This window comes from Streptomyces alboflavus (assembly GCF_000716675.1).
In the GTDB taxonomy this organism is placed as follows: domain Bacteria; phylum Actinomycetota; class Actinomycetes; order Streptomycetales; family Streptomycetaceae; genus Streptomyces; species Streptomyces alboflavus.
The window spans coordinates 49,009-71,803 of the sequence record NZ_JNXT01000014.1; the positions used below are offsets into that span (position 1 = coordinate 49,009).

General features: G+C 73.5%; 21 protein-coding genes. 11 read left to right on the top strand and 10 right to left on the bottom strand.

Annotated features, from left to right (window positions below):
• Window positions 1-129: 129 nt before the first annotated feature.
• Complete coding sequence (locus tag OO63_RS12795) at window positions 130-2,055, bottom strand: PucR family transcriptional regulator (RefSeq protein WP_030359527.1); 1,926 nt, start codon at window positions 2,053-2,055, stop codon at window positions 130-132.
• Between the two features lie 256 nt (window positions 2,056-2,311).
• Between OO63_RS12795 and OO63_RS12800 the strand changes: the two genes are divergently transcribed.
• From OO63_RS12800 to OO63_RS47370, 3 genes are read left to right on the top strand one after another with little or no spacing between them, the layout of a single operon-like run.
• The gene (locus tag OO63_RS12800; RefSeq protein ID WP_030359528.1) at window positions 2,312-3,157 is read left to right on the top strand and encodes a helix-turn-helix domain-containing protein; all 846 of its coding nucleotides are present in this window, start codon (window positions 2,312-2,314) and stop codon (window positions 3,155-3,157) included.
• Window positions 3,154-3,948, top strand: coding sequence for an SAM-dependent methyltransferase (locus OO63_RS12805; protein WP_030359529.1), 795 nt, complete (start codon window positions 3,154-3,156; stop codon window positions 3,946-3,948). Before OO63_RS12800 ends, OO63_RS12805 begins: the two co-directional genes overlap by 4 nt.
• Window positions 3,945-5,471, top strand: a complete 1,527-nt coding sequence (locus OO63_RS47370) for a helix-turn-helix domain-containing protein (RefSeq protein WP_078619099.1) — start codon at window positions 3,945-3,947, stop codon at window positions 5,469-5,471. Before OO63_RS12805 ends, OO63_RS47370 begins: the two co-directional genes overlap by 4 nt.
• 40 nt (window positions 5,472-5,511) lie before the next feature.
• Here the strand turns inward: OO63_RS47370 and OO63_RS12815 are convergent, their stop codons facing one another.
• Window positions 5,512-6,378: an alpha/beta hydrolase gene (locus OO63_RS12815; protein WP_030359531.1), complete on the bottom strand. Its 867-nt coding sequence runs from the start codon at window positions 6,376-6,378 to the stop codon at window positions 5,512-5,514.
• A 246-nt stretch (window positions 6,379-6,624) separates the two neighbouring features.
• Between OO63_RS12815 and OO63_RS12820 the strand changes: the two genes are divergently transcribed.
• The 4 genes from OO63_RS12820 (at window position 6,625) to OO63_RS12835 (ending at window position 11,070) form a co-directional block, all read left to right on the top strand.
• Window positions 6,625-7,287, top strand: a complete 663-nt coding sequence (locus OO63_RS12820) for a TetR/AcrR family transcriptional regulator (protein WP_030359532.1) — start codon at window positions 6,625-6,627, stop codon at window positions 7,285-7,287.
• A 74-nt stretch (window positions 7,288-7,361) separates the two neighbouring features.
• The gene (locus OO63_RS12825; RefSeq protein WP_030359533.1) at window positions 7,362-7,964 is read left to right on the top strand and encodes a DUF2867 domain-containing protein; all 603 of its coding nucleotides are present in this window, start codon (window positions 7,362-7,364) and stop codon (window positions 7,962-7,964) included.
• A gap of 162 nt (window positions 7,965-8,126) precedes the next feature.
• Window positions 8,127-9,299 (top strand): trypsin-like serine peptidase, encoded by a 1,173-nt coding sequence (locus tag OO63_RS12830; protein ID WP_234311238.1) that lies wholly within the window; start codon window positions 8,127-8,129, stop codon window positions 9,297-9,299.
• Window positions 9,300-9,474: 175 nt separating this feature from the next.
• Entirely contained in the window at window positions 9,475-11,070 is a 1,596-nt protein-coding gene (locus OO63_RS12835) for a carboxylesterase/lipase family protein (RefSeq protein WP_078619100.1), read from the top strand.
• On the opposite strand, the gene OO63_RS12840 is transcribed toward OO63_RS12835, so the two are convergent.
• The 6 genes from OO63_RS12840 to OO63_RS12865 form a co-directional block, all read right to left on the bottom strand.
• Window positions 11,015-12,022 carry an MASE1 domain-containing protein gene (locus OO63_RS12840; protein WP_078619101.1) on the bottom strand — a complete coding sequence of 336 codons (1,008 nt, stop codon included), beginning with the start codon at window positions 12,020-12,022 and terminating at the stop codon, window positions 11,015-11,017. The genes OO63_RS12835 and OO63_RS12840 overlap by 56 nt on opposite strands.
• A 171-nt stretch (window positions 12,023-12,193) precedes the next feature.
• Window positions 12,194-12,961 carry an ABC-2 transporter permease gene (locus OO63_RS12845; RefSeq protein WP_030359537.1) on the bottom strand — a complete coding sequence of 256 codons (768 nt, stop codon included), beginning with the start codon at window positions 12,959-12,961 and terminating at the stop codon, window positions 12,194-12,196.
• Window positions 12,958-13,929: an ATP-binding cassette domain-containing protein gene (locus OO63_RS12850; protein WP_030359538.1), complete on the bottom strand. Its 972-nt coding sequence runs from the start codon at window positions 13,927-13,929 to the stop codon at window positions 12,958-12,960. The genes OO63_RS12845 and OO63_RS12850 overlap by 4 nt, the downstream gene beginning before the upstream one ends.
• Window positions 13,930-13,985: 56 nt before the next feature.
• The gene (locus tag OO63_RS12855; RefSeq protein ID WP_030359539.1) at window positions 13,986-14,678 is read right to left on the bottom strand and encodes a response regulator; all 693 of its coding nucleotides are present in this window, start codon (window positions 14,676-14,678) and stop codon (window positions 13,986-13,988) included.
• Window positions 14,675-15,877, bottom strand: coding sequence for a histidine kinase (locus OO63_RS12860; protein WP_078619102.1), 1,203 nt, complete (start codon window positions 15,875-15,877; stop codon window positions 14,675-14,677). The genes OO63_RS12855 and OO63_RS12860 overlap by 4 nt, the downstream gene beginning before the upstream one ends.
• A gap of 42 nt (window positions 15,878-15,919) precedes the next feature.
• Complete coding sequence (locus tag OO63_RS12865) at window positions 15,920-16,837, bottom strand: helix-turn-helix domain-containing protein (protein WP_030359541.1); 918 nt, start codon at window positions 16,835-16,837, stop codon at window positions 15,920-15,922.
• A gap of 97 nt (window positions 16,838-16,934) precedes the next feature.
• Between OO63_RS12865 and OO63_RS12870 the strand changes: the two genes are divergently transcribed.
• Both OO63_RS12870 and OO63_RS12875 read left to right on the top strand, forming a co-directional pair.
• The gene (locus OO63_RS12870; protein ID WP_030359542.1) at window positions 16,935-17,609 is read left to right on the top strand and encodes a molybdopterin-dependent oxidoreductase; all 675 of its coding nucleotides are present in this window, start codon (window positions 16,935-16,937) and stop codon (window positions 17,607-17,609) included.
• Between the two features lie 123 nt (window positions 17,610-17,732).
• Window positions 17,733-18,299, top strand: coding sequence for a cysteine hydrolase family protein (locus OO63_RS12875; protein WP_030359543.1), 567 nt, complete (start codon window positions 17,733-17,735; stop codon window positions 18,297-18,299).
• 153 nt (window positions 18,300-18,452) lie between these two features.
• Here OO63_RS12875 and OO63_RS12880 read toward each other — a convergent pair whose 3' ends face one another.
• On the bottom strand, window positions 18,453-19,232 hold the full coding sequence (locus OO63_RS12880) for a DeoR/GlpR family DNA-binding transcription regulator (RefSeq protein WP_030359544.1): 780 nt from the start codon (window positions 19,230-19,232) through the stop codon (window positions 18,453-18,455).
• Window positions 19,233-19,381: 149 nt separating this feature from the next.
• Here OO63_RS12880 and OO63_RS12885 point away from each other — a divergent pair, with 149 nt between their 5' ends.
• Both OO63_RS12885 and OO63_RS12890 read left to right on the top strand, forming a co-directional pair.
• The gene (locus tag OO63_RS12885; protein ID WP_030359545.1) at window positions 19,382-20,266 is read left to right on the top strand and encodes an SIS domain-containing protein; all 885 of its coding nucleotides are present in this window, start codon (window positions 19,382-19,384) and stop codon (window positions 20,264-20,266) included.
• Between the two features lie 19 nt (window positions 20,267-20,285).
• Window positions 20,286-21,143, top strand: coding sequence for a class II fructose-bisphosphate aldolase (locus OO63_RS12890; RefSeq protein ID WP_030359546.1), 858 nt, complete (start codon window positions 20,286-20,288; stop codon window positions 21,141-21,143).
• A gap of 331 nt (window positions 21,144-21,474) precedes the next feature.
• Here OO63_RS12890 and OO63_RS12895 read toward each other — a convergent pair whose 3' ends face one another.
• Window positions 21,475-22,281 (bottom strand): S1 family peptidase, encoded by an 807-nt coding sequence (locus tag OO63_RS12895; RefSeq protein ID WP_030359547.1) that lies wholly within the window; start codon window positions 22,279-22,281, stop codon window positions 21,475-21,477.
• Window positions 22,282-22,795 lie beyond the last annotated feature (514 nt).

Below are 22,795 nucleotides of genomic sequence, written 5' to 3' on the forward strand. Positions count from 1 at the left end.
CGCACAGCTGTCCGGCATGAATAGCGTACAGCGTACTCAGTCAGCGGCCGCGACGCCTCTGTTTTTCGTGAGCCTCCCGTGCCGCGGTCCCCCTGCCCCCCTACGCCCCGTATGTCGTGGGTCCGGCGGTCACGTCGCCGGGACCAGGACGCCCCGGCTCTCCGCGATCTCGACCTTCCCGGTCGCGACGTACAGGGCGAACTGGAGGTCGCGCAGGCCGCCGAGGGAGCCGAGGTCCCGGGACATGTGCGCCTCCAGGGCGCGCAGATGGGAGCGCACGGTGGCCTCCGAGAGGCCGAGGGCCCGCGCGGCCGGCTCCAGGTGCGCCTCGTGGGTGAGCCACACCGTCGCGGTCGTGATGAGGTCCCTGCGGTCGCCGCGGGCCGACCGCAGCAGGGTGTCCGCCCACGCGGTGATCTGGGGCGAGGAGAGGAGGGAGTGGAGCGTCGGGGCGTACGCATCCGGCGTCCCCGGCGTCCCCGGCGTCATCGACCGGGCGGGCGGCTCCCGGTGGGTGACCAGCTCCAGGGCGAGGCCGACGGCTATCCGGTCGGCGACGGAGGTGAAGTCCACGCGCAGCGCCTCCGCGGCCCGGGCGACGCGGCGCGTGACGGTGTTGCGGTGCAGGTTCAGGCGCCGTGCGGCGACGGTGTAGGGGTGGGCGAGGGCCATCGACAGGGTCTCGCGCATCTGCTCCCACTGGGCGTCGTGGCGCATCAGCGGGTCGAGCAGGGTTCTCGCCCACAGCTGCGCGTCCCGGGGCGGGAGCAGGCCGATCAGGTCCGTGTTCGGCGCGGACAGCGCGGCCGCGTCCGGCTGGAGCAGGGCGAACCCCTGGGCCGCGCTCGCCTCCCGGAGCGCGTCGGCGAGCAGGGACATGGAGTAGACGCCGCTGCCGCCGACGGAGGCCTCGGCGCCCAGGGCCGCGACGAGCCGGGTGAGGTCGGCGCCCACGCCGTCGTCGGGCCGGCCGGGGCGGACCGGCTGCACGACCACGATCCGGCGGTCGGCGCGCGGGTCGGCGATCACCAGGGCGCGGCCCTCCGTGACGACCTCGCACCGGCGCACCGCGACGTCCCGGTGGGCGCAGGGCACGTCGACGACGAAGACCCGGACCGTGTCGGCGTCGAGGAGACCGGGCGCCTGGGCGGCGAGCACCCTGCGGGCCTTGTCCACCTCGCCGTCGAGGAGCAGCTCCACCGCCGCCCTGCGGGCCGCGCGGGAGGTCTCGGCGGCCGCGCGGTACTCCCGGCGTGCCTGGTCGAGCAGGCCGAGGAGTTTCGCGGCGTGCCCGAGCAGGCGCACCTCCGCGTCGTCGAAGGGGGCCGTGCCGCGGGCGACGGCGAGGACCGTGCCCGCACCGCGCGCCGGGCCGAGGGAGATGAGGCGGGTGTGCGGACCCGAAGGGCGGCTGGACGCCGCGGCGTCGACGGAGCTGTGGATGATCGCCGGGGCCAGGGCCTCGGCGGCCGTGGCGGGCGAGGCGGCGAGCACCCGGTGCGGGTCGCTGACGAGGACCTGGACCTGGAGGGCGCGGGCGAGCCAGTCCGCGATGCGCTGCATCGCGCGGGGGTCGGCGAGTTCGGACGGCACCTGCTGCACCAGCGTGGTGAGCTGGCTGGCGCGCAGCTCGGCCCCGGCGAGACGGCTCTCCTGGAGGCGGTGGCGCGTCTTGGCCCACTCCCGCAGCGGCGCGGTGGTCACGAGCACGGGGACGGAGAGCGCGTGGGACAGGTCGCGGATCGCCTGGGGCAGCGGCTGGTGCGCGCCGGGCGCGAGGCTCACCACGAGGCCGGCGCAGCCGTCCAGGGCCAGCTGCTCCATGAGCGTCTCCAGGGCGACCTCCGCGCGGCCCCTGCCCCGGAACTGCAACCCCGTGACCAGGACCAGGCAACCGGCGTCGAGGCGCCGCTGGGGCTCGCCCTCCAGCAGCTGCGACACGGTCAGGGCCGTCAGTCCGGCCACGCCGACGGCCTCGAAACGGGCGGCGTCGACACCTCCGGCGAAGGCCAGCTCCAGCTCCGCCCTGCCTGCCAGCATGCCCAGTGTCAGCACGTCATCTCCCCCTTCTGCCCGAGGAGTTGGTGATGTCCCTCGACGGGTCTCACAGCCGCATGGTGTGCCGACGCGCTCTCTCTCGGGCTCGCCGACACGTCAACTCCAGCCGAAGCAAGCTCAGGCAGTGCACGGCGACTTGACCGGTTTCCCGTCGGCTGTCGCCATGGACATACTCAAAGGGTTGCGCACACAGATTGCAAGCGACAAGGTGTGCACTGTCCGCACATTGCGGAGAGTGCCGGAAGGAGCGTTCGTGGCCCGCGAAAGGTCTGGTCCGACCCTCGCGCATCTCGTTCTGGCCACCCGGCTCAAGAGCCTCCGTGAGGCGGCGGGACTCTCCCGCAAGCAGGCCGCCGACGCCCTCGGCGCCCACCCCGTCACGGTCCGCCGGATCGAGCAGGCCCAGACGTCCCTGGACGAGGGCCAGGTCCGCTCGCTCCTCGGGGCGTACGGGGCACCGGACGCGGAGATCGAGGAGTTCCTCGGTAAGCTCGCGACCGCCAACCTGCCCGGCTGGTGGCATCCCTGGCGCTCCGTCATGGACCCCTGGCAACTCGACCTGATGAGCGTGGAATCCGCGACCAGCATCATCCGCACGTGGGAACCGGCACTCGTCCCCGCCCTCTTACGCACGCGGGACTACGCCCGCGCCGTCGACGACGCCCTGCGGCCCGACCTCACCGCCGCCGCCAAGGAGGCCCGCACCGAACTCCTCATGGTGCGCCAGGAGCGGCTGCGCACCCAGCAGATCCGGATCTGGGCGCTGATGTCGGCCGTGGCCCTGCACACCCGCGTCGGCGGCGAAGGGGTCATGGCCGAGCAGCTGACCGCGCTGCGGGCCGCCACCGAGCGGTCGGACGTGACCTTGCAGATCCATCCGCTGGACGGTCCCCCGCACGCCCTGACCGGCAAGCCGGCCATCACCGTCTACCGCGTCGAGGCACCGGAGATCCCCGACCGGGTGGTCCGCGAGGGCGGCCCGGTCGGCGCCGCCGACATCTGGGACGCGCCCACCACCGTGACCGACTACCGCCTGCTCCTCGACTACTCCTGCGCCACCGCCCTCCATCCCGACAAGTCGAAAGAGGCACTGTCATGACCGAGCCGACAGACCCCCTGCAGATCGACACCTCCGTCGCGCACAGCGCCCGGGTCTGGAACTACTGGCTGGGCGGCAAGGACTGGTTCCCCGCCGACCAGGCCGCGGGTGACGCCTACCGCGACAAGTACCCGATGATCGAGCCGATGGCCCGGGAGTCCCGCGGCTTCCTCATACGCAGCGTCAACTGGCTCGCCCGGGAGGCGGGCATCAGGCAGTTCCTGGACGTCGGCGCCGGGCTGCCCACGGCCAACAACACCCATGAGGTCGCCCAGCGCATCGCGCCCGACTGCCGGGTGGTGTACGTCGACCACGACCCGCTCGTCCTGCTGCACGTCCACGCGATGCGCAAGAGCACGCCCGAGGGCGCGATGGACTACGTACTCGCGGACATGCGCGACACCGACGCCGTCCTGGAGGGCGCCGCCAAGACCCTGGACATGACCCGGCCCATCGCCTTAGTGATCAATGACGTGCTCGGCCACATCGTGGACTGGGACGAGACGCTGTCGCTGGTACGCCGGCTCATCGCCCGGCTCCCCTCGGGCAGCTATGTGTCGCTGAGCCACTCCACCGCCGCCGACGAGCGGCACCGGGAGGTCCAGGAGGAGTACAACAACTCCGGCGCGATCCCCTACATCTTCCGGGAGCCGGAGCAGACGGTCGCCTTCTTCGACGGCCTCGAGCTCGTCGAGCCCGGCTACGTGTCCTGGCCCAACTGGCGGCCCGACGCCACCACCGGCCGGCTCACCGAGCGGGCCGGGTGGGGCGGGGTCGCCCGGGTCTCATGACGACCGGTGGCACGGGCCGCCCGCAGCACCTCGCGGCGCCCGCACCCACTCCCGCCGCGCCGGACCCGGCGGGCCAGTGGGTGCAGCGGCTCACGCGGGCGGCGGCACGCTCCGGCGCCGTCCTGATCGCCGAGACCGCCGCGCTCGCCGACGGCTGGGCCGCCCTCGTGGACCCCTCGGTCGGCGCCGTCCACAGCACCCCCCGTACCGCGGGCCCCGACGGCGAGCGCGCCGCCGCCCACCCGCAGACCCATCCGCACCTCACCGTCCGGCACGTGGGCGACGCCTCCGGTTCCGTCCTGGTCGTCGGCCCCGGGCGGGCACCCCACGCCCACGTCGCCCTGATCGCCCAGGCCACCGCCGACCTGCTGCGGGTACGGGCCCGGCGGGCGGACGACGTGCGCGGCACCGAGCAGCGGCTGCACGCCGCCGTCCTCAACCTGCTGCTGCACGGCCAGCACGCCCTGGCGGCCTCCGTCCTGGGCGACGGCGGCGCGACGCACGCGACCGTGTACCGCCTCACCGGGCGCACCGTGCACGCCGCCTACCAGTCCCTGTGGCGGGCGGCCCAGCCCGGCGCGTTCCTCGGCGGCCCCCGGATGCTGGTCTGCGTGGACGGGACGGAGCTGGTGGCCGTCGCCCGCCACGGCGCGCACGGCGACCACACGTCGGCGCGCACCCTCGTCGCGCGCATCGCCGAACGGCACCAACTGACGGGGGGCGCGGCGGAACCCGCGCCGCTGGACATGTTCGCCACCGCCTGGTCGGAGGCCGGCGCCGCCCGGCACAGCGCCACCGCGGGCCGTCTCGCCGCCGCGAGCGGGCTCGGCGCGGAGGGGCTGCTCCGGGTCGTGCCGGGCGACCGCCTCGGCGCCTGGTCGGCGGCCGTGCTGCGGCCCCTGGACCGGGAGCAGCGCCGGACCCTGGAGGCCTGGCTGCGGTCGGGCTCGGCGCAGACGGCCGCGCCCGCGCTCGACGTGTCCGAGGGGACGGTACGCGCGCGGCTGCGGACGGCGGGGAGCCTCCTGGCCGTCGATCTCGACCACCCCACCGTGCAGGCGCAGTTGCTGCTCGCGCTGCGCGCCCCGGCCGCTCCCCTGCCCGGGCAGGCCACCGCCGCCCCGACGGCCGCTCCGGTGCTTCCGGTCCCGCCGGTGCGGGCGACCGCGCCGACCCGGCTGCGCACCGACCCGGCGCTGCCCGCCGGCCTGCTCGGCCCGCAGGACGCGGCCCGCTGGGCGTCCGGCCTTCTCGAACCGCTGGACACCCGCTTCCGCATCACGCTCCGGTGCTGGCTACGGCACCGGGGCCGCACCGCGCCCGCGGCCGCCGAGCTGGGGCTGCACCGGTCCACCCTCACGGCCTGGCTGACCGAGTGCGGCAAACTCCTGGACCTGGAGCTGTCGTCGGCGACGACCAGGAGCGAACTGCACCTGGCCGCCGAGACGATCGCCACCCCCGCCGACACACCGGCGGCGCTGCCGCGCCGCGGGGGCAGGACCTATCGAGGGGCACGGCAGTAGGCCCGCCGCCGTACCCCGCCGCACCCCTCACATGGCCGCGCTAGGCCCCGGCGGCGGCCAGGGGCGCGGCGAGTTCGCCCAGGACCCGGGCCGCGGGGGCCGGGTCGGTCAGCCACTTCAGGTGGCTGCCCTCGAGGTCGCGGACGTCGTACGGGTTGTCCGGGGTCAGCGCGTCGCCCTCGCGGATCAGCCGGTCCTGGAGGGCGAGCGGCAGGCTCGTGTCGTCCGTGAGCCGCACGTAGGTCTTCGGGATCCGGCCCCAGGTCTCGGCCTGCGCCCGGTCGGCGGACGTGCCGACGTCCAGGTTCTCGTCTGGCTGGAAGGTGTTCAGGAAGGTCAGGAACTCCTCGTCGGTGCCGTCGGCGAGGAAGGCCGCCTTGAACGCCGCCAGGGCGTCCGGGTCCGCGGTGCGGAAGTTGACACGGAGCAGGCCGAGTTCGGCCGGGTTCCCGGCCATCGCCAGGGCCATCGACGCGGCGTCGACCGAGGCCATCTCCGGCTCGGCGTAGTAGTCGCCGACGTCGAGGAGGACCGGGCACCAGGCGGAGACGTAGACGATGCGGTCGATGAGGTCCGGTCGCGCGTTGGCCGCAGCGGTCGCCGTGATGCCGCCACGGCTGTGCGAGACGAGTATGACGGGGCCGTTCCGCTTGGCCCGCTCCAGGATCCCGATCAGGTGCGCGACGTTGTCGGCGAGCGTGACGCCCTTGATCCCGCCGGGCGCGGTGGCGAGCCCCGCGGGGTCCTGCGGCGCCTGATAGGCGCGGGTGTAGGTGGCGGCGAAGCCGTGGCCGGGCAGGTCGACGGCGACCGAACGGTGGCCGAGGAGGCCGAGTTCGGCCTGGAGCGGCGCGAAGGAGAAGGAGTTCGCGAAGGCTCCGTGCACCAATACGAAGGTCGGCTGCATCTGTGTGCTCACTTTCTGGCCCCCAGGGCGTCAGCGGCACGCTCGACGCCGGGAAAACTGGTTTCCGGTTTCCGTTGGCGCACCCTACCTGCGTGTTTCCACGAGGATCACCCCTCCGCTGACCAGCGGCCCCCCCGCCCGAAGAAACATACACACGTGCATGTATGGTGACGTCCGGAGGAAGGGCAACCGGCTCCCACGCAGCGGGAGTTCGGCCTTTCGCCCGACGAACCGAGCGGAGCAGCCATGCGGACCCCGGACGCACGAGACGAGGCACGGCGCCCGTCGGCCGCCCCGGACGGCGCCGCCCGCCCGCGCCCCACCCAGGCCGACCGCAGCGCGCGCTCACGCACCGCGCTCCTGGAGTCGGCCGCACGGGGCCTGTCGCGCCACGGCTACGGCCATCTCAAGCTGGAGCAGGTGGCCCGCGAGGCCGGGTACACGCGCGGCGCGCTCTACCACCAGTTCAAGGACAAGCAGGATCTGGCCCTTGCCGTGTGCGCGTGGTTCCGCGAGACGTACTGGCACGAGGTGGCGCGCTTCGTCGAGCAGGAGCCGGACCCCGTGGTGGCGCTGCTCACCCTCGCCCGCGGTCACGCCGTCTTCTGCCGGCGGGACGTGGCGCGCGTGCCGATCGCGCTGCGCCTGGAGTTCAGCGGCCGGGACCATCCCGTCGGGCGCGAGGTCGAGCGGAACTACGACACGCTCCTCGGCCGCGTCACCGGTCTCGTCGACGCCGGGCGCGCGGCGGGCGCGATTCCGTCCGGCCGACCCACCGGGGCCCTCGCGCTCGCCTACGTCGGCGCGCTCGAGGGCACCGTGATCGCACTGGCAGGACAGGCCCCGGACGACGAACTCTTCGCGGCCCGGGCCGTCGCGGGCGTACTCGGCATCGCTCCCCCGCCCTAGGCGGACCGCGCGCCCCAACCGGACACACTCTCTCGCCGTCGTCCGACGGCACCGAGCAGACGGAGGTTCCACCCATGAAGCTCCCCGACACCGCGCACACATCACAGCCCTGGCGGATCCACGAGATCACGCCCGACTTCCGCCTCTACGACGTGTGGGCCCTGCCGACCCCGGGAGGTCCCGACGACTTCCCGCACCTGGTGCGGCAGACCACCGGCGGTGACACGTCCGACAACCCGTCCCGGGTCGCCCGCGCGCTCTTCGCGATCCGCTGGAAGCTCGGCAAGCTGTTCGGCTGGGACAAGCCCGACGCCGACGTCGGCTCCCGGGTGGCCACGCTGCGGGACCGGCTGCCGGACGATCTGCGCGACGGGCCCGCCGGGCCGGAGTTCGACCGGCTGCCCTTCCGGTCCGTCTTCCTGACGGACAACGAGTGGGCCTCGGAGATGAGCAACCGGACCATGCACGGAGTGATGCACCTGACCTGGGTCCCGGACGGCAAGGGCGGCCACCGCGGCCAGATGGCCGTGCTCGTCAAGCCCAACGGCCTGTTCGGGAAGGCCTACATGGCCGCCATCGCGCCGTTCCGGCACCTGCTCGTCTACCCGCCCCTGATGCGGGGCATCGCCGCCGAGTGGCGTGCCGATCCGCCCCGCGGCGCCAATCCCACCGCCTAGGACCTGACCGGCGGGCCGTCCGACTCGGCCACTGACGGCGAGTCGGACGGCCGCTGGCCGGTACACACCTCACTGGTTGACATGCCCACGCCTATCTTGGTGGGTCGGAGCGGTCGTACCCCCCAGCAGTCCGCTCCGAGCCGAACCCCCACGGAGGCAACCGTGTTAAGACGCATCATCGTGGCCGCCGCACTGGTGGCTACGACTCTCCTGGTCCCCGTCGCCCCCACCGCGGCGGGCGACGCCTCGCCACCCCGTGCCGAGGCCGCTCCGATCCCCACCGTCGGCGAGGAGAAGGCGGTGGATCTCGTACTCGGGTCGTCCGGGAACCCCGCCCGGCAGCAGATCCGGCACCCCGGAGCGGCCTACGTCAAGGTGCACTTCGCCCGCCTCGACCTCGCCCCCGGCGACTACGTGACCGTGGCCGACCCGGACCGACGCGAGGTGCACACCTACCACGGCGACCCGACGCGCGGGTCCGCCGCGCGCGACGACGCCGGATTCACCCGGCATGGCCGCACCGGCTTCGCCGCGATGTCGGTCGACGGCGACACCGCCGTGGTCACCCTGCACACCCGCGGCAAGCGGGGCTCGACGGCCGCGATCGACGGCTACTGGCGCGGCTACAGCGAGACGGAGATCACCGCCAGGAACCCGCGCAGCGTGTGCGGCGCCGACGGCCGCAGGGACGCGGTCTGCTACCGCACCAGCCATCCCGCGCAGTACGCCGCGTCGCGCGGCGTGGCCCGCATGCTGAAGAACGGCGGCGGCTGGTGCACGGCCTGGCGCGTGGGCCGGGGCAACCACATGATGACCAACAACCACTGCGTCAAGAACCAGGCCGAACTCGACACCATGGAGGTGCAGTTCGACTACGACTGCGCCACCTGCGGCGGCAACAACCCGCGTCCCGGAACCAAGGTCGGCGCGAACGCCCTGCTCCGCACCTCGCCCGCGCTCGACTTCTCCCTGTTCAGCGTGGACAACTTCGACCAGATCACCCAGTTCGGCACCCTGTTCCTCGAGACCCGCGCGCCGATCGCGGGCGAACGGGCCTACATCGCCGGGCATGGCGACACCAAACCGAAGCGCATCTCCCTGTTCGAGGAGAACGACGGCGGCGCCTACTGCGGGATACGCGCCCCCCAGCTCGGCACCGAGGACGTCGGGTACAACTGCGACACCTCCGGCGGCAACTCCGGCTCCCCGGTCCTCGCCAACTCCTCGCACAAGGTGATCGCCCTGCACTGGGGCGGCTCCTGCCCCAACAACGTGGGCACACGCATGGACAAGATCTATCCGCAGATCCAGGACCTGGTGGACAACCGCCCCTAGCCGACTCTGCCGGACCGTGGCACTCCACGGTCCGGCAACAGGGCGGAACAAGCCGGTGTCCGGATTCTTCGGCTTGAGGGCGAGCACGGTCTCAGGGGTTACTTGCGTCAAGAGACACGGGCGCGACTCGCCCCGCGGCAACGGGTTCCACCCCACCGTCCAAAGGAAGACCGGCGTGACTGATGCTGACGCTGAGGATGTGTCCGACGTCCGTACGGAGTGCGGGACGGTCCGCGGGTGCCGGGAAGGCGGGGTGACGGTCTTCCGGGGGATCCCGTACGCGCGGCCGCCGGTCGGACCGCTGCGGCTCGCGGCGCCGGTGCCCGCCCTGCCGTGGGAGGGCACGCGGCACGCCGACGCCTTCGGCGAGTCCCCGCCGCAGTCCCGTGCCTTCGGCCCCTTGGGCGGGCCCGAGGACGACGCGGGGGCCGGGGACTGGCTGACGGTGAACGTCTGGACGCCCGACCCAGGCGCGGCGCGGCTGCCCGTGCTCGTGTGGATCTACGGCGGGGTCTATCTGTTCGGCACCAGCGCGGGACCGACCTACGACGGCACGGCGCTGGCCCGGCGCGACACGGTGGTCGTCACCTTCAACCACCGCGTGGGCGCGGAAGGGTACGGGCACTTCGAGGGTGCGGTGCCCAACCGCGCCCTGCTCGACCAGATGGCCGCGCTCCAGTGGGTGCGGGACAACATCGCGGCCTTCGGAGGCGACCCGGACCGCGTGACGGTCTTCGGGGAGTCCGCGGGCGCGGGTGCGATCGCCGCGCTCCTCGCCATGCCCCGCGCGGCCGGGCTCTTCCACCGGGCGGTGGCGCAGAGCGTGCCGGGGCCCTTCTGCAGCACGGCGCTGGCCGCGGACATCGGGACCGCCGTCGCGGCCGAGCTGGGATCGGCTCCCACCGCGGCCGAGGTGGCGGCGTCGACCCCCGAGGCACTGCGGGACGCGGCCGACGCCGTACTGCACAAGATCGCCCAGCACGAGCCGCGGTGGGGGCGGGCCGCCCGCGCACGGATGCCGTTCGCGCCCGTGGTCGACGGCGAGGTGCTGCCGCGCTCGCCCTGGGAGGCGCTCCGGGCGGGCGCGAGCGCCGGGGTGACGCTGCTGGCCGGTCATACCCGGCACGAGACACGGCTGTTCACCGCGCTGTCGGGTCAACTCGGCCTGGTGACACCGGAGGAGGCCGCGGACACCGTGGCGTGGTTCGCCCCCGGGGACGCCGGCCGGCGCGCCTACCTCGCGGCGCCGGCGGCGGCCGACCCGACCACGCTGCGGGACCTGGTGACGTCGGACTGGCTGTTCCGGATGCCCAGCCTCCATCTGGCCGAGGCGCACGCCGAGGGCGGCGGCACCGCGTACGCCTACGAACTCGCCTGGGAGGCGACCGGCATGGGAGGTGCACTCGGCGCCTGCCACGCGCTCGACGTGCCGCTCGTCTTCGGCACGCTGCGCGACGGGATCGGGACACTGCTCCTGGGCGAGGAACCGTCGGGGGAGGCCGTCGCGCTCTCGGACCGGATGGGGGCCGCGTGGACGGCGTTCGCCGCGACCGGCGACCCGGGCTGGGCGCCGTACCGGACGCGGGAGCGGCTGACCCGCGTCTTCGACACGGAACCGCACACGGCCCCCTACCCGGCGGAGGAGTCCCGTCTGATCTGGGCGGAGCACGTGTTCGCCACGCTCGATGTGGCCCCGGCGGCGGACTGGCGGCGGGTCAGGGCGCGTCCTTGGGCGAGGCCTCGGCCTGCCGCACCCGGGGCAGGCCCTTGAAGAGCGTCAACTGCGGGAGCAGCTCGGAGAGTTGGAGGTGGACGCGGGCGAGCTGTGCGTGACCGCGGTTCCGCTCCGCGACGACCGTGGCGAGGACCAGGGAGGTCAGGGCGGCGGAGCCGTTCAGGGCCTGCAGGACGAGCATGCGCGTCGCGACGTCGTGCCCGGCGAACGGGCCGGTGCCCGCCGCGGCCGCGGGGACGGCGAGCACGGACACCAGGAGCGCGCAGGCGACGCCGCCGACGATCTGGAAGCGGTAGGCGGCCCAGATGAGGAACGGGAAGACCAGGAACGACAGATTGAGGGACGTGCGCGTCGCGAGCAGCGTGACCGCGGCCGTGGCCGCCACGAGGGCCGCCGCCTCGGCCCAGCGCGCCACGGGGATCCGCCGCGGCCACGAGGAGCCGAAGAGCACGAGGAGCAGCGGGGTGACGAGGAGGACCCCCATCGCGTCGCCCGTCCACCACACCGACCAGGTCGCCCAGGTGCGGCCCGGACGCAGCGCGCCGGTGCCCGCCAGGACCGCCGTGCCGACGGTGGCGCTGACCAGCATGCCGGTCAGCGCGCCCAGGAAGACCAGGGACAGCGTGTCCCGCAGCGCCGTGAGCGTCGGGCTGAAGCGGACCTGGCGCAGCAGCAGGACCGCGCACACCGGAGCCAGCGTGTTGCCCGCGGAGATGCCGACGAGCGCCCAGAGGGACGGTCCGAAGGGCCAGTTGACGAGAACGGCGCCGAGCGCGATCGCGGGCCACATGCGCAGCCCCCACAACAGCAGTGCGGCCACGGCGATCCCGGTCGGCGGCCACAGGGGCGTGACCTGTCCGCGCACCACTTCCAGGAGCAGTCCGCAACGGCCCGCGGCGTAGTAGGCCGCCGCCACGGCGGCCAGGCGCAGGATGCGGTCGGCGTGGTGGCCGAGCGGGTCGGATGCGCTGCACCGCAGTGCCAACATGGGCTCCGGGGATGTGCTGCCGCCGGGCGGGGACCGAACCGGCGCTGTGCGTACGGGATGTGAGGATTCCACGCTAGCGCCCTTGTGAACCGTACTTCCCCACAATGCGTCGACCCGTCGCGGTTCGGCACGTACGGCGACGTGACGCGCCGGGTCGACGGACCGGTACGTTCACACGTCGCGCCGCCGCAGGCGCCAGGCGGCGAGGCCGAGGAGCAGCGCGCTGTAGACCGCCACCAGGACCAGGGACGGCCAGGCGCCCAGGGAGCCCACCGCCTCCGGTCCGGCGTCGGAGGTCTGGGTCAGCTTCTCCAGCGCGGCGGTCGGGGAGGCGCCCGCGACCCACCGGCGGGCGTCACCGAAGAGGGGGCCGAACAGGGAGGGCAGCAGCAGGACGGCGACCACGGTCGTCACCGAGCCGACGGAGGCCCGCAACAGGGTGCCGATCGCGAGGCCCAGGACGCCGACGACGGCGAAGAGCGCGGCGATCCCGAACAGCGCGGGCAGCGGTTCGCCGCGTGCGTACGCGCCGTCCTCGAGGATCGCGCCGCCGAGCAGGTACGCCACGGTGCAGGAGACGAACGCGACCCCGTACAGGAGGACGGCGAGCAGGACCGCCTTGGCCAGGAGGACCCGGCCGCGGCGGGGGACGGCGGTGAACGTGCTGGTGACGGTGGCGGCGGCGTACTCGCCGCACACGGTCAGGGCGCCCACCACGCCCGCGATCATCAGGGACACGATGCTGAGGGTGAGGCTGCCGCCGAGGACCGTGTCGTCGGGTTGCAGGCTCCCGCTGACGCCGACGAAGACCGCGCCCGCCACGGTGACCAGACCGGTCGCCGCCATGGTCCAGCGGGTCGAGCGGAGGCCGGCGAACTTCGTCCATTCGAAGGCCAGGGCCGTACGGAAGCCGGGTGTCCGGCCGGTGAGGGTGCTCATCCCGCCGCTTCCTTCCCGTGGGAGGTCGTGCCGGGGACCCTGTCCGCGCCCATGTCGCAGGTGGCTCCCCGGTACTCGACCGAGGACCGGGTCATGGCCGTGTAGACGTCCTCGAGGGAGGAGAGGACCGGGGTCAGCTCGTGGACGGCCAGATGGTGCGCGCGGGCCAGCTCGCCGATCTCGGCGGGCGGGATGCCGGCGACGCGCCAGCCGCCCCGCGCGTCCAGGCGCACCTGCGCGCCGTGCGCCTCCAGCAGAGCGCGCAGACGCTGTGCCTCGCCGTCGGGGGTCCGCACCCGGGTGCCGCCCTTCGAGTGGTCCTCGATGAACGTCCGCATGCCGGTGTCGGCGAGCAGCCGTCCCTGCCCGATGACGATGAGCCGGTCGGCGGTCAGCTCCATCTCGCTCATCAGGTGGCTGGAGAGGAAGACGGTGCGGCCCTCGGCGGCGAGCCGTTTGAGGAGGTCGCGGATCCAGCGGATGCCTTCGGTGTCGAGCCCGTTGACCGGCTCGTCCAGGATGAGGACCGCCGGGTCGCCGAGCAGCGCGGCGGCGATGCCGAGCCGCTGGCCCATGCCCAGGGACAGGCCCTTGGCCCGCCGGTCCGCCGCCGTCTCCAGGCCGACCTCGCCGAGGACCTCGTCCACGCGCCGCCGGGGCAGGGCGTTGGAGCGGGCCAGGCCGAGCAGGTGCCCGCGCACGGTGCGCCCGCCGTGCACCGCGCGCGCGTCCAGGAGCGAGCCGACCTCGCGCAGGGGCGCGGCGAGGCGGTCGTAGCGGTGTCCGTCGACGGTGACGGTGCCCGCGCTCGGGGCGTCCAGGCCGAGGATCGCGCGGATGGTGGTCGACTTGCCGGCGCCGTTGGGGCCCAGGAAGCCGGTCACGACGCCGGGTCGCACCGTGAAGGTCAGCCGGTCGACGGCGGTCCGCGCGCCGTACCTCTTGGTCAGTTCCCGTGCTTCGATCATGCGGCCGACGCTACGGACGCCGGGTGGCCCGGACATCCGCCGCGGGGAGTCGGCCGCTACTCCCCCGGGAGCAGCCGCTCGGTGTCAGTCTCGCCGGGCCGCACCAGGGCGGTCTCGTACGCGAGCACGACCAGTTGCGCCCGGTCGCGGGCGCCGAGCTTGGTCATGGTCCGGCTGACGTGGGTCTTCGCGGTGAGCGGCGACATCAGCAGGCGGGTGCCGATCTCGTCGTTGGACAGACCGCGTCCGACGAGCGCGAGCACCTCGCGCTCGCGGTCGGTCAGCGGCGCGAGCCGTTCGCGGGCCGCGGCCCGCGGGCCCTGCAGCCGGGCGAACTCCTCGATGACGCGCCGGGTCACGGCGGGCGCGAGCAGGGAGCGTCCGGCCGCGACCGTGCGGATGGCCTCGCGCAGGTCGTCCGGGTCGACGTCTTTCAGGAGGAAGCCGGCCGCGCCCGAGCGCAGGGCCTCGAAGACGTACGCGTCGGCCTCGTAGGTCGTCAGGACGAGGACGCGGACGCCGTCCAGGGAGGGTTCGGCGACGATGCGGTGGGTCGCCTCCAGGCCGTCGACGCCGGGCATGCGGATGTCCATGAGCACGACGTCGGGCCGGGTGGTGCGGGTCAGCTCGACCGCGGCCGCCCCGTCGGCGGCCTCGGCGACCACCACGAGATCGTCCGTGAGGTCGAGCAGCGCGCGAAAGCCCGCCCGGACGACGGTCTGGTCGTCGGCGAGCAGGACCCGGATCACGGCGCCTCCAGGGGAAGCACGGCACGTACGCGCCAGCCACCGCCCGGAACCGGGCCCGCAGCGGCGCTCCCGCCCGCCGCGGTGGCCCGCTCCCGCACGCCGATCAGGCCGTAGCCCTCGGTGGCGGCGGCCCGCGCGGGTGTTCCGTCGTCGGTCGCCTCCACGATCAGGGCGTCCCCGTCCGGGCGGCCCGCCGCCAGGACGACCGAGACGGCGACGTGCCGGGCCTCCGCGTGCTTGATCACGTTGGTCAGTGCCTCCTGGACGATCCGGTACGCCGCCAACTCCACCATCTGCGGTACGTCCCGGCCACCGGTGTCCACGTGCAGCGACACCTGAAGTCCCGCTCCCCGCACCCGCTCCACCAGGTCCGCGAGGCGTTCCAGGCGGGGCGCGGGCCCGCGTTCGGGCCGCTGTCCCTCCCGCAGCACGCCGACCGTGGCCCGCAGCTCCCGTACCGCTTCCTTCCCGGACGCCCGCACCTGCCGCATGGCGTCGCGCGCCACGTCCGGCCGCTTGTCCAGCGCGTCCAGCGCCAACCCCGCCTGCACGGTCATCGCCGATACCGTGTGCGCCACCACGTCGTGCAGCTCCCGGGCGATCCGCACCCGCTCCTCGCGCACCTTGCGCCGGCCCTCCCGCTCCCGCTCGGCCTCCGCGCGGACCGCCCGCTCGGCGTACTCCGCGAGGAGTTCCCCGCGCCCGCGCACCACTTCGCCGAGGAGCAGCGGTACGAGCGGCCAGAGCATCTCCAGGAGGGGCGCGCCCTGGGGCTGCGCCACGTCGATGCCCGCGACCACCGACACCACGCCCGAGGCGAGCGCGGCGACGGCCCCCGCCTTCAGCGTCCGGCGTCGGTCGCCGCGTACGGCGAGCGTGTACAGCGCCACCATCACCGGCAGGTTCAGGAGTTCCCCGATGTGCCCGTACAGCGCCCAGCCCGCGCACGCGGCCCCCGTGACGACGCTGACGGCCACCGGCCACCGGCCGCGCACGAGGAGCGCCACGACGGAGACGCCGAACAGGAGCCAGGTCAGCCAGTCGGCCTGGCGGTGGGAGGGGTCGTTGACCGCCGCGTCGGCGCCGGTGAGCACCGCGACCACGGCCGCCACCGCGAGGTCCGTCGTGCGCGGGGACAGCGGCCGCAGGGGCCACCGGACGCGGCGCGGGCCGGGGAGAGCGGGGCTCGGAGAGGGCACGTTCCGAACGATAGGCCGCCGGTCGGCGGCCCGCGTACGCCCTCAGGAGTACGCGTCCCCGGGCACGCTGTCGCAGCCGTACTCGGCGATGACGCCCTCCGCGAGCCAGCAGTGCGTCTGCCCCAGGCTCGGCCCGGGGGCGGTGGTGAGGACGTCCAGGTGCTGCCAGTAGCGGCGGACCAGGGGCACGGTGGTCCGTACGCCCGCGGCCATGAACGCACGGAAGTCGGCGGTGTCGTCCATGTCGAGGGCGCGGGCGCAGGCCCGGCAGAAGGCGTCGAGCGCCTCGCACCTGTGCGGTGCGCGCCCGGCGGCGACGGCGGGCGCGGCGCCGTCCGAGGCGTCGAGCAGCGCCGCGTACATCGATGCCTTGTCCCGTACGTGGGCCGCGGCCCAGTAGTCCAGGAACGCGGGCTCCGCCACGAGCAGGTGCAGCTCGGCGTAGGCCAGTACGGCGTCGGGGGTGGGATCGAGCGGCAGCTCGGGAACCGCCTGCGCGGTGACGGCGGCGGCCAGGCGCGGCGGCAGGCTCGCGGGCAGGGCGCGCTGCCACGCCCGGGTGAGGTCGGCGGTGTCCTGGGGCCGCCGCTGCACCCGGGCCAGCAGGCGAAGTCGTCGCAGCCGCTCCGGGCCCTGGCACTCCGCCAGCGCCCGCAACGCCGCCTCGCGCCAGCGCAGTTCCGCCAACTGGGTGCGGGTGCTGTCCAGTTGCTCGGCCACCAGGTCGCCGAGGCCGGACTCCCCCGTCGCCACTTCGGTGATGGCGGCGATCGGTACGTCCAGCGCGCGCAACTGCCGTACCAGCCGGAGTTGTTCGAGCGCCTGCGGCGGATAGCGGCGGTGGCCTCCCTGGCTGCGCGGGGCCGTCGGCAGGAGGCCGATGTCGGTGTAGTAGCGGATGGCCTTCACCGAAAGGCCCGTACGCCGGGCGAGTTCTCCGATCGACCAAGTGCCGTGCATCCCAGCCCCTTGAATCTCCCGTGCGGTGGAGGTCCTAGCGTACGAAGCACCGGACCACGCCTTTTCTCGGACCGAGCCGCACACATTGGAGGAGCCCATGGTGCTTCCCCCGGGCCAACGTGCCGTCGCCGGATTCCCGCGCTTCGGCACCCATCTCCATCATCCGCCGCCGCCCGTCCCCGCCGACCCGGTGATCACGATGGTCGGAGCCCTGTCCAAGGACGTCACCCTGTCCGTGGCCGACCTCGCGCTGCTGCCACGACAGGAGCTCGCGGCCGACTTCCACTGCGTCGCCGGATGGTCGGCGACCGGCCTGCGGTGGGAAGGAGTGAAGTTCGGGGCCGTGTACCGCAACCGGGTCGAGCCGCTGCTCACGCCGGACGCGGCCGTCAGCCACGTCGTCTTCGAGGGGCTCGACGGCCACCGGTCGGTCGTGTGGCTCGAGGACGCCCTGGCCGACGACGTCCTCATCGCCGACCGGCTCGACGGGCGGCCGCTCGACAGCGACCACGGTGCTCCGGTGCGGCTGGTCAGCCCCAGCCAGTACGGCTTCGTCAGCACCAAGCACCTCTGCCGCGTCGAGTTCCACACGTCCCGGCCCCCGGACCCCGACCGGTGGTCGCTCATCGCGGCGCACCACAGGGCGAGGGTCTGGCAGGAGGAACGGCACCGGCACCTCTCGGGACGTGTGGTGCGGCCGGTGTACCGGACGCTGATCCGGCCGATCCGCGCGCTCAGCGCGCGAGGCAGCCGGACCGGGACACGGGGATAGCGCTCACGCCGGTCGGTGCGCGACGAGCGGGCTCCGGAGGGGTTTTCACGTCCCGTTAGGATTCGATCACCTGAACCCCCCGGCCCGCCGCGCACCCGAACCGACTTCGTTCCTGGAGACGACATGAGCAGCGCCCTTCTCGTGATGGACGTCCAGCAGGCCATCGTGGACATCGTCGACGACGGCTCCGGGTATGTGCCACGGGTGCGCAGGGCCGTCGACGCGGCCCGGGCCGCGGACATCCCCGTGATCTACGTGGTGATCGCGTTCCGCCCCGGCTTCCCGGAAGTCGGCACGCGCAACAAGCCCCTCGCGGCCATCGCTGAGGCAGGTCTCTTCGTCGAGGGCGCCCCGGGCACCGAGATCCACCCCGGGGTCGCGCCGCGGCCGGGCGAGGTGGTGGTCACCAAGAGGCGGGCGAGCGCGTTCTCGGGCAGCGACCTCGACGTGGTCCTGAGGGCACGCGGCATCGACGGCCTCGTGGTCACCGGCATCGCCACCAGCGCCGTGGTGCTCTCCACCGTGTGCCAGGCCAACGACCTGGACTTCGGCCTCACCGTCCTGTCCGACGCCTGCCTGGACCCCGACCCGGAGGTGCACCGGGTGCTCGTGGAGCGGCTGTTCCCGCAGTGGGCGGACGTCGTCACCGTTGACGACTGGGTCAAGTCGACGGCACCGAAGCTATCGTGATCGCAGGTCGTCTCTACAAGGCGCCGCGGCACAGCGGCGTACCGCAGTGACAGTTCCTCACCATGCTCATCATGGGGAGTGCCCGTTGCCCCGTGCGGTTCTGGCCGCTTGCGGCACCATCTTGGCCGCGCTCACCGACGCCCTCCGCACGGCCTATGCGGTGACGACCGACACTCCCGCGTCCACGAACCGCGCGGCCATGTCCGCCGGGACCGCCGTGTCGGTCACGAGCGTGTCCACGCGTCCGGTCTCGCAGATGCGCGCGAACGCGCGGCGCCCGAGCTTCGTCGCGTCGGCCGCGACCACGACCCGTGTGGCGCTCTCGCACAGCAGCCGGTTGATGGCCGCCTCGTCCTCGTCGTGCGCGGTCGCTCCGTGCGCCACGTCGAAGGCGCCGACGCCGAGCACCGCGACGTCCATCGTGATCTGCCCGAGCACCCCGCCGGCGAGCGGGCCCGTGAGCTCGTAGGACTGCGGGCGGGCCACCCCGCCCGTCACCACGATCTTGAACTGCGGGCGCACGGCCAGCTCGTTGGCGATGTTGAGGGCGTTGGTGACGACGGTCAACGCCGGTGAACCGGTGGCCAGTTCGGGCCGCAGGGCGAGCGCCCGCGCGACCTCCGTGGTCGTCGTGCCGCCGGTCAGGCCGACCGCCTCACCGGGGGTGATCGAATCCGCCACCGCCTTGGCGATCCGCTGCTTCTCCGAGGCCTGCCGGGCGGTCTTGTAGCGCAGCGGCAGCTCGTACGAGACGCCGTGGACGACGGCACCGCCCCGGGTGCGCACCAGCATCTGCTGCTCGGCGAGCTGGTCGAAGTCCCGGCGGATGGTCGCGGCCGAGACGCCGAGCTCCGTCGCCGCCTCGTCGACGTCCAGGCGCCCCCGGTCGACCAGCAGTTCAAGGAGCGCCTGCCAGCGGGCATCGCGCGACATCCACACCCTCCACATCCGTTCCCACTCACTGTCCGTAGTGACCTTAACCCACAAGTTCATGCTTGATTGTGATTGAAACCTGGCTATAGATTGCAGAAAACTGCATCCTGGCGCCGAGGGGCGCCCGACCTCCAGGGTGGAAACCGGCCATGAGCCATGCCGAGAACGAACTGACGACCCAGCCCGAGTGCTGGATCCGCGCCGCCGACCTCGCGGTGCGCCACAAGGACGCGCTGGCCTCGCCCGGCGAGCGGGTCGCCGTGGTGGGCTGCGGGACCTCCTTCTTCATGGCGCAGGCCGTCGCCGCGCTCCGCGAGGGCGCGGGCCTCGGCGAGACCGACGCCTTCGCCGCCTCCGAGTTCCCCGCGGCGCGCTCCTACGACCGGGTGATCGCCCTGACCCGTTCCGGCACCACGACCGAGGTCCTCGACCTGCTCGCGCGGCTGCGCGGCAGCGTCCGCACCACCGCGATCACCGCCGACCCCGAGACCCCGGTGCTGCGCGCGGCCGACGACCTCGTGGTCCTGGACTTCGCCGACGAGCAGTCCGTCGTCCAGACCCGGTTCGCCACCACCGCCCTGACGCTGCTCCGCGCCCACCTCGGGCTGCACACCGAGCAGGCCGTCGCCGACGCCCGCACCGCGCTCGCCGAGCCGCTGCCCGCGGGGCTCGTGGAGTGTTCCCAGTTCACGTTCCTCGGCAAGGGCTGGACCAACGGCCTCGCGCAGGAGGCCGCGCTGAAGATGCGTGAGGCCTCGCTGTCCTGGACCGAGGCGTACCCGGCGATGGAGTACCGGCACGGCCCCATCAGCATCTCCACCGACACCACCGCGACCTGGATGTTCGGCGAGGCGCCGACGGGGCTCGCCGACGAGGTCCGGGCGACCGGCGCCCTGTGGATCGAGGGCGCCCTGGACCCGCTGGCCGAACTCGTGCGCGCCCAGCGCCTGGCCGTCGCGGTCGCCGCCCACCGGAACCTCGACCCGGACCGGCCGCGCCATCTGCGCCGCTCCATCGTCCTCGACACCCCCTGACCGGGACGGAGGAGACCTGATGCCGCTGGCACAGACCGGCGCCCTCGTCGCCGAGGCCGCCACCAAGCGCCGCGCCGTCGCGGCCTTCAACATCATCACGCTGGAACACGCCGAGGCAGTCGTCGCCGGCGCCGAGGCCGCCACGTCCCCGGTGGTGCTCCAGATCAGCGAGAACGCGGTCAGCTACCGCTACGGACGCATCCTGCCGCTCGCCCGCGCCGCGCTCGCGCTCGCCGAGGCGGCGACCGTGCCGGTCGCCCTGCACCTCGACCACGTCACGCAGGACGCCCTGCTGCGGCAGGCCGCCGACGCCGGTTTCAGCTCCGTGATGTACGACGCGTCCCAGCTGCCCTACCACCAGAACCTGACCGCGACCCGCGCCGCCGCCGACTGGGCGCACAGCCAAGGCCTGTGGGTCGAGGCGGAGTTGGGGCAGGTCGGCGGGAAGGGTGGCAAACCGCCGCTGGACGCGCACGCGCCCGGCGCGCGCACGGGCCCCGAGGAGGCCTGCCAGTTCACCGCCGAGACCGGCGTCGACGCGCTCGCCGTCGCCATCGGCAGCTCGCACGCCATGACCTCGCGCACGGCCGTCCTCGACCACGCCCTGCTCGCCCGCCTCGACGAGGCCCTGCGGGTGCCGCTCGTCCTGCACGGCTCCTCCGGCGTCCCGGACGACGAGCTGGCCCGGGCCGTCTCGGGCGGCATCGCCAAGGTCAACATCGGTACGGCCCTGAACGTCGCCATGACCAACGCGATCCGCGCGTACCTCGCCGACCACCCCAAGGCGGTGGACACCCGCAGCTATCTGACGGTGGGCCGCCAGGCCATGACGACGACGGTCACGCGTCTGATCGGGGTGCTGAACGCGGAAAGCTAACGGGCGTCGGCGACACGGCGGCGATGACCCACCACACCGGGACGGGCCCGGCGGACATGGCGGCGCCGACCCGGCTGAGGATCACCGCGGAGCCGCGCACCGACCGGTGACCGGTCGGTGCGCTCGGTCTACCGGTCGGCGGCTTCGCGAGAGGCGCTCGGGTTCGTGCGAACGACCGCGCGGCCCGCGGGCGAATGCCGCAACGCATGGACAGGTGAGGACCTGGGAGCGCCGTACGTCCGCGGGGGACCGGTTCCGGCCGCCCCGCGGACGTACGGCGCGAGCAGACTCACCGGACGGGCTCAAGCGAACGCCCGCCGGACGACGGGCGTCAGCCCAGTTCGCCCGCGGCCTTCTTGATGTCGGCCGCGAAGTGGCTCACCTCGGTGTAGACGCCCGGCTTGGACGGACGGGCGCAGCCCTCGCCCCAGCTCACGATGCCGACCTGGACGAGCTTGTCGCTGTCGTCCTTGCGGAACATGGGGCCGCCGGAGTCGCCCTGACAGGTGTCGACGCCGCCGGTGTCCATCTTCCCGGCACACAGCTCCTCGTCCGCGACCAGGTTGGAGTAGGCGCCCTTGCAGGTCGCGTCGTCCACGAACGGCACCTGGGCCTTGAGGAGGTGGCGCTGCTGGCTGCCGCCCTCCTTGTCGGCGCCCCAGCCCGCGATGGTGAAGTCGCCCTTGTCGAACGAGTTGTTCTCGGCTATCGGCAGCGTCGGCTGGTCGATGGCCTTCTCCAGCTTGATGACCGCCCAGTCCTTGCCGGTTCCGTTGTAGCCGGGAGCCTGGATGACCTTGGTGGCCTTGACCGTGACGGCGTCCGGCGACTCCAGGTCGACCACACCGCCGGTCGCCGTGATGTTGGGGTTGTCGCTGCTGCCGTCGACGCAGTGGGCGGCCGTCAGGACGACGTCCTTCTCCAGGAGCGAGCCGCCACAGCCCATCGAAAGCCGGACCATGAACGGGAATTCGCCCTGCTCGGCCGGGGTGCCGCCGACGACCCTGGTGCGGGGCCCGTCGCCGCCGGGACCGTCGGCGGGGACGGCCCAGGAGTTGGCGGGGTTCAGGCTGAAGGCGGCGAGGGTGACGGCGCCGACGGCGGCGGCCCTCTTGAGGTACGTGACCGTGTTCTTCAACGGACTTCCTCTCGGTGGGGGGATTAGCACCCTGATGGGCTCATGCCAACCCCAATGACCGGAGGCGCCCTTCGGAAAAACCGCGTGGAGAAGGGCAGTTGACCGCAAGGTGTCCGGGCCCAGTGGGGTGAGCCCGTGAAGTGCTTCCGTGATTATGGGGAACCACCGAACGGCACGGCAAGACCTTCTCGCACACCAGTCGCAGCCAACGCGGAGCGTCCGCAGGGCACTTCTGCCCCGGAAGCGCCGACTCACGCGTGCCCGGGAGGCGGTGGGTGACGCTCACCCGGGAGTCCGCGGGCCCGCGCACGGAAGGCGGTAGCCGGCCCTCGCCCGCGCGAACCGGGAACTTTGCTCCGCTCTGGTGCGCCCTGCCCGCGGCCTGCGCGTTCGTCCCGCACGGCGCTCCCGGCGCCGACGGCAATGTTCCCGAACCCTTCGATCTTCTCGCCGTCGGGGCGCGCGCGGCCCATGCTGGCTCGCAGTTCCTGGGGCGGGGGGCGCCGGTGGGCGT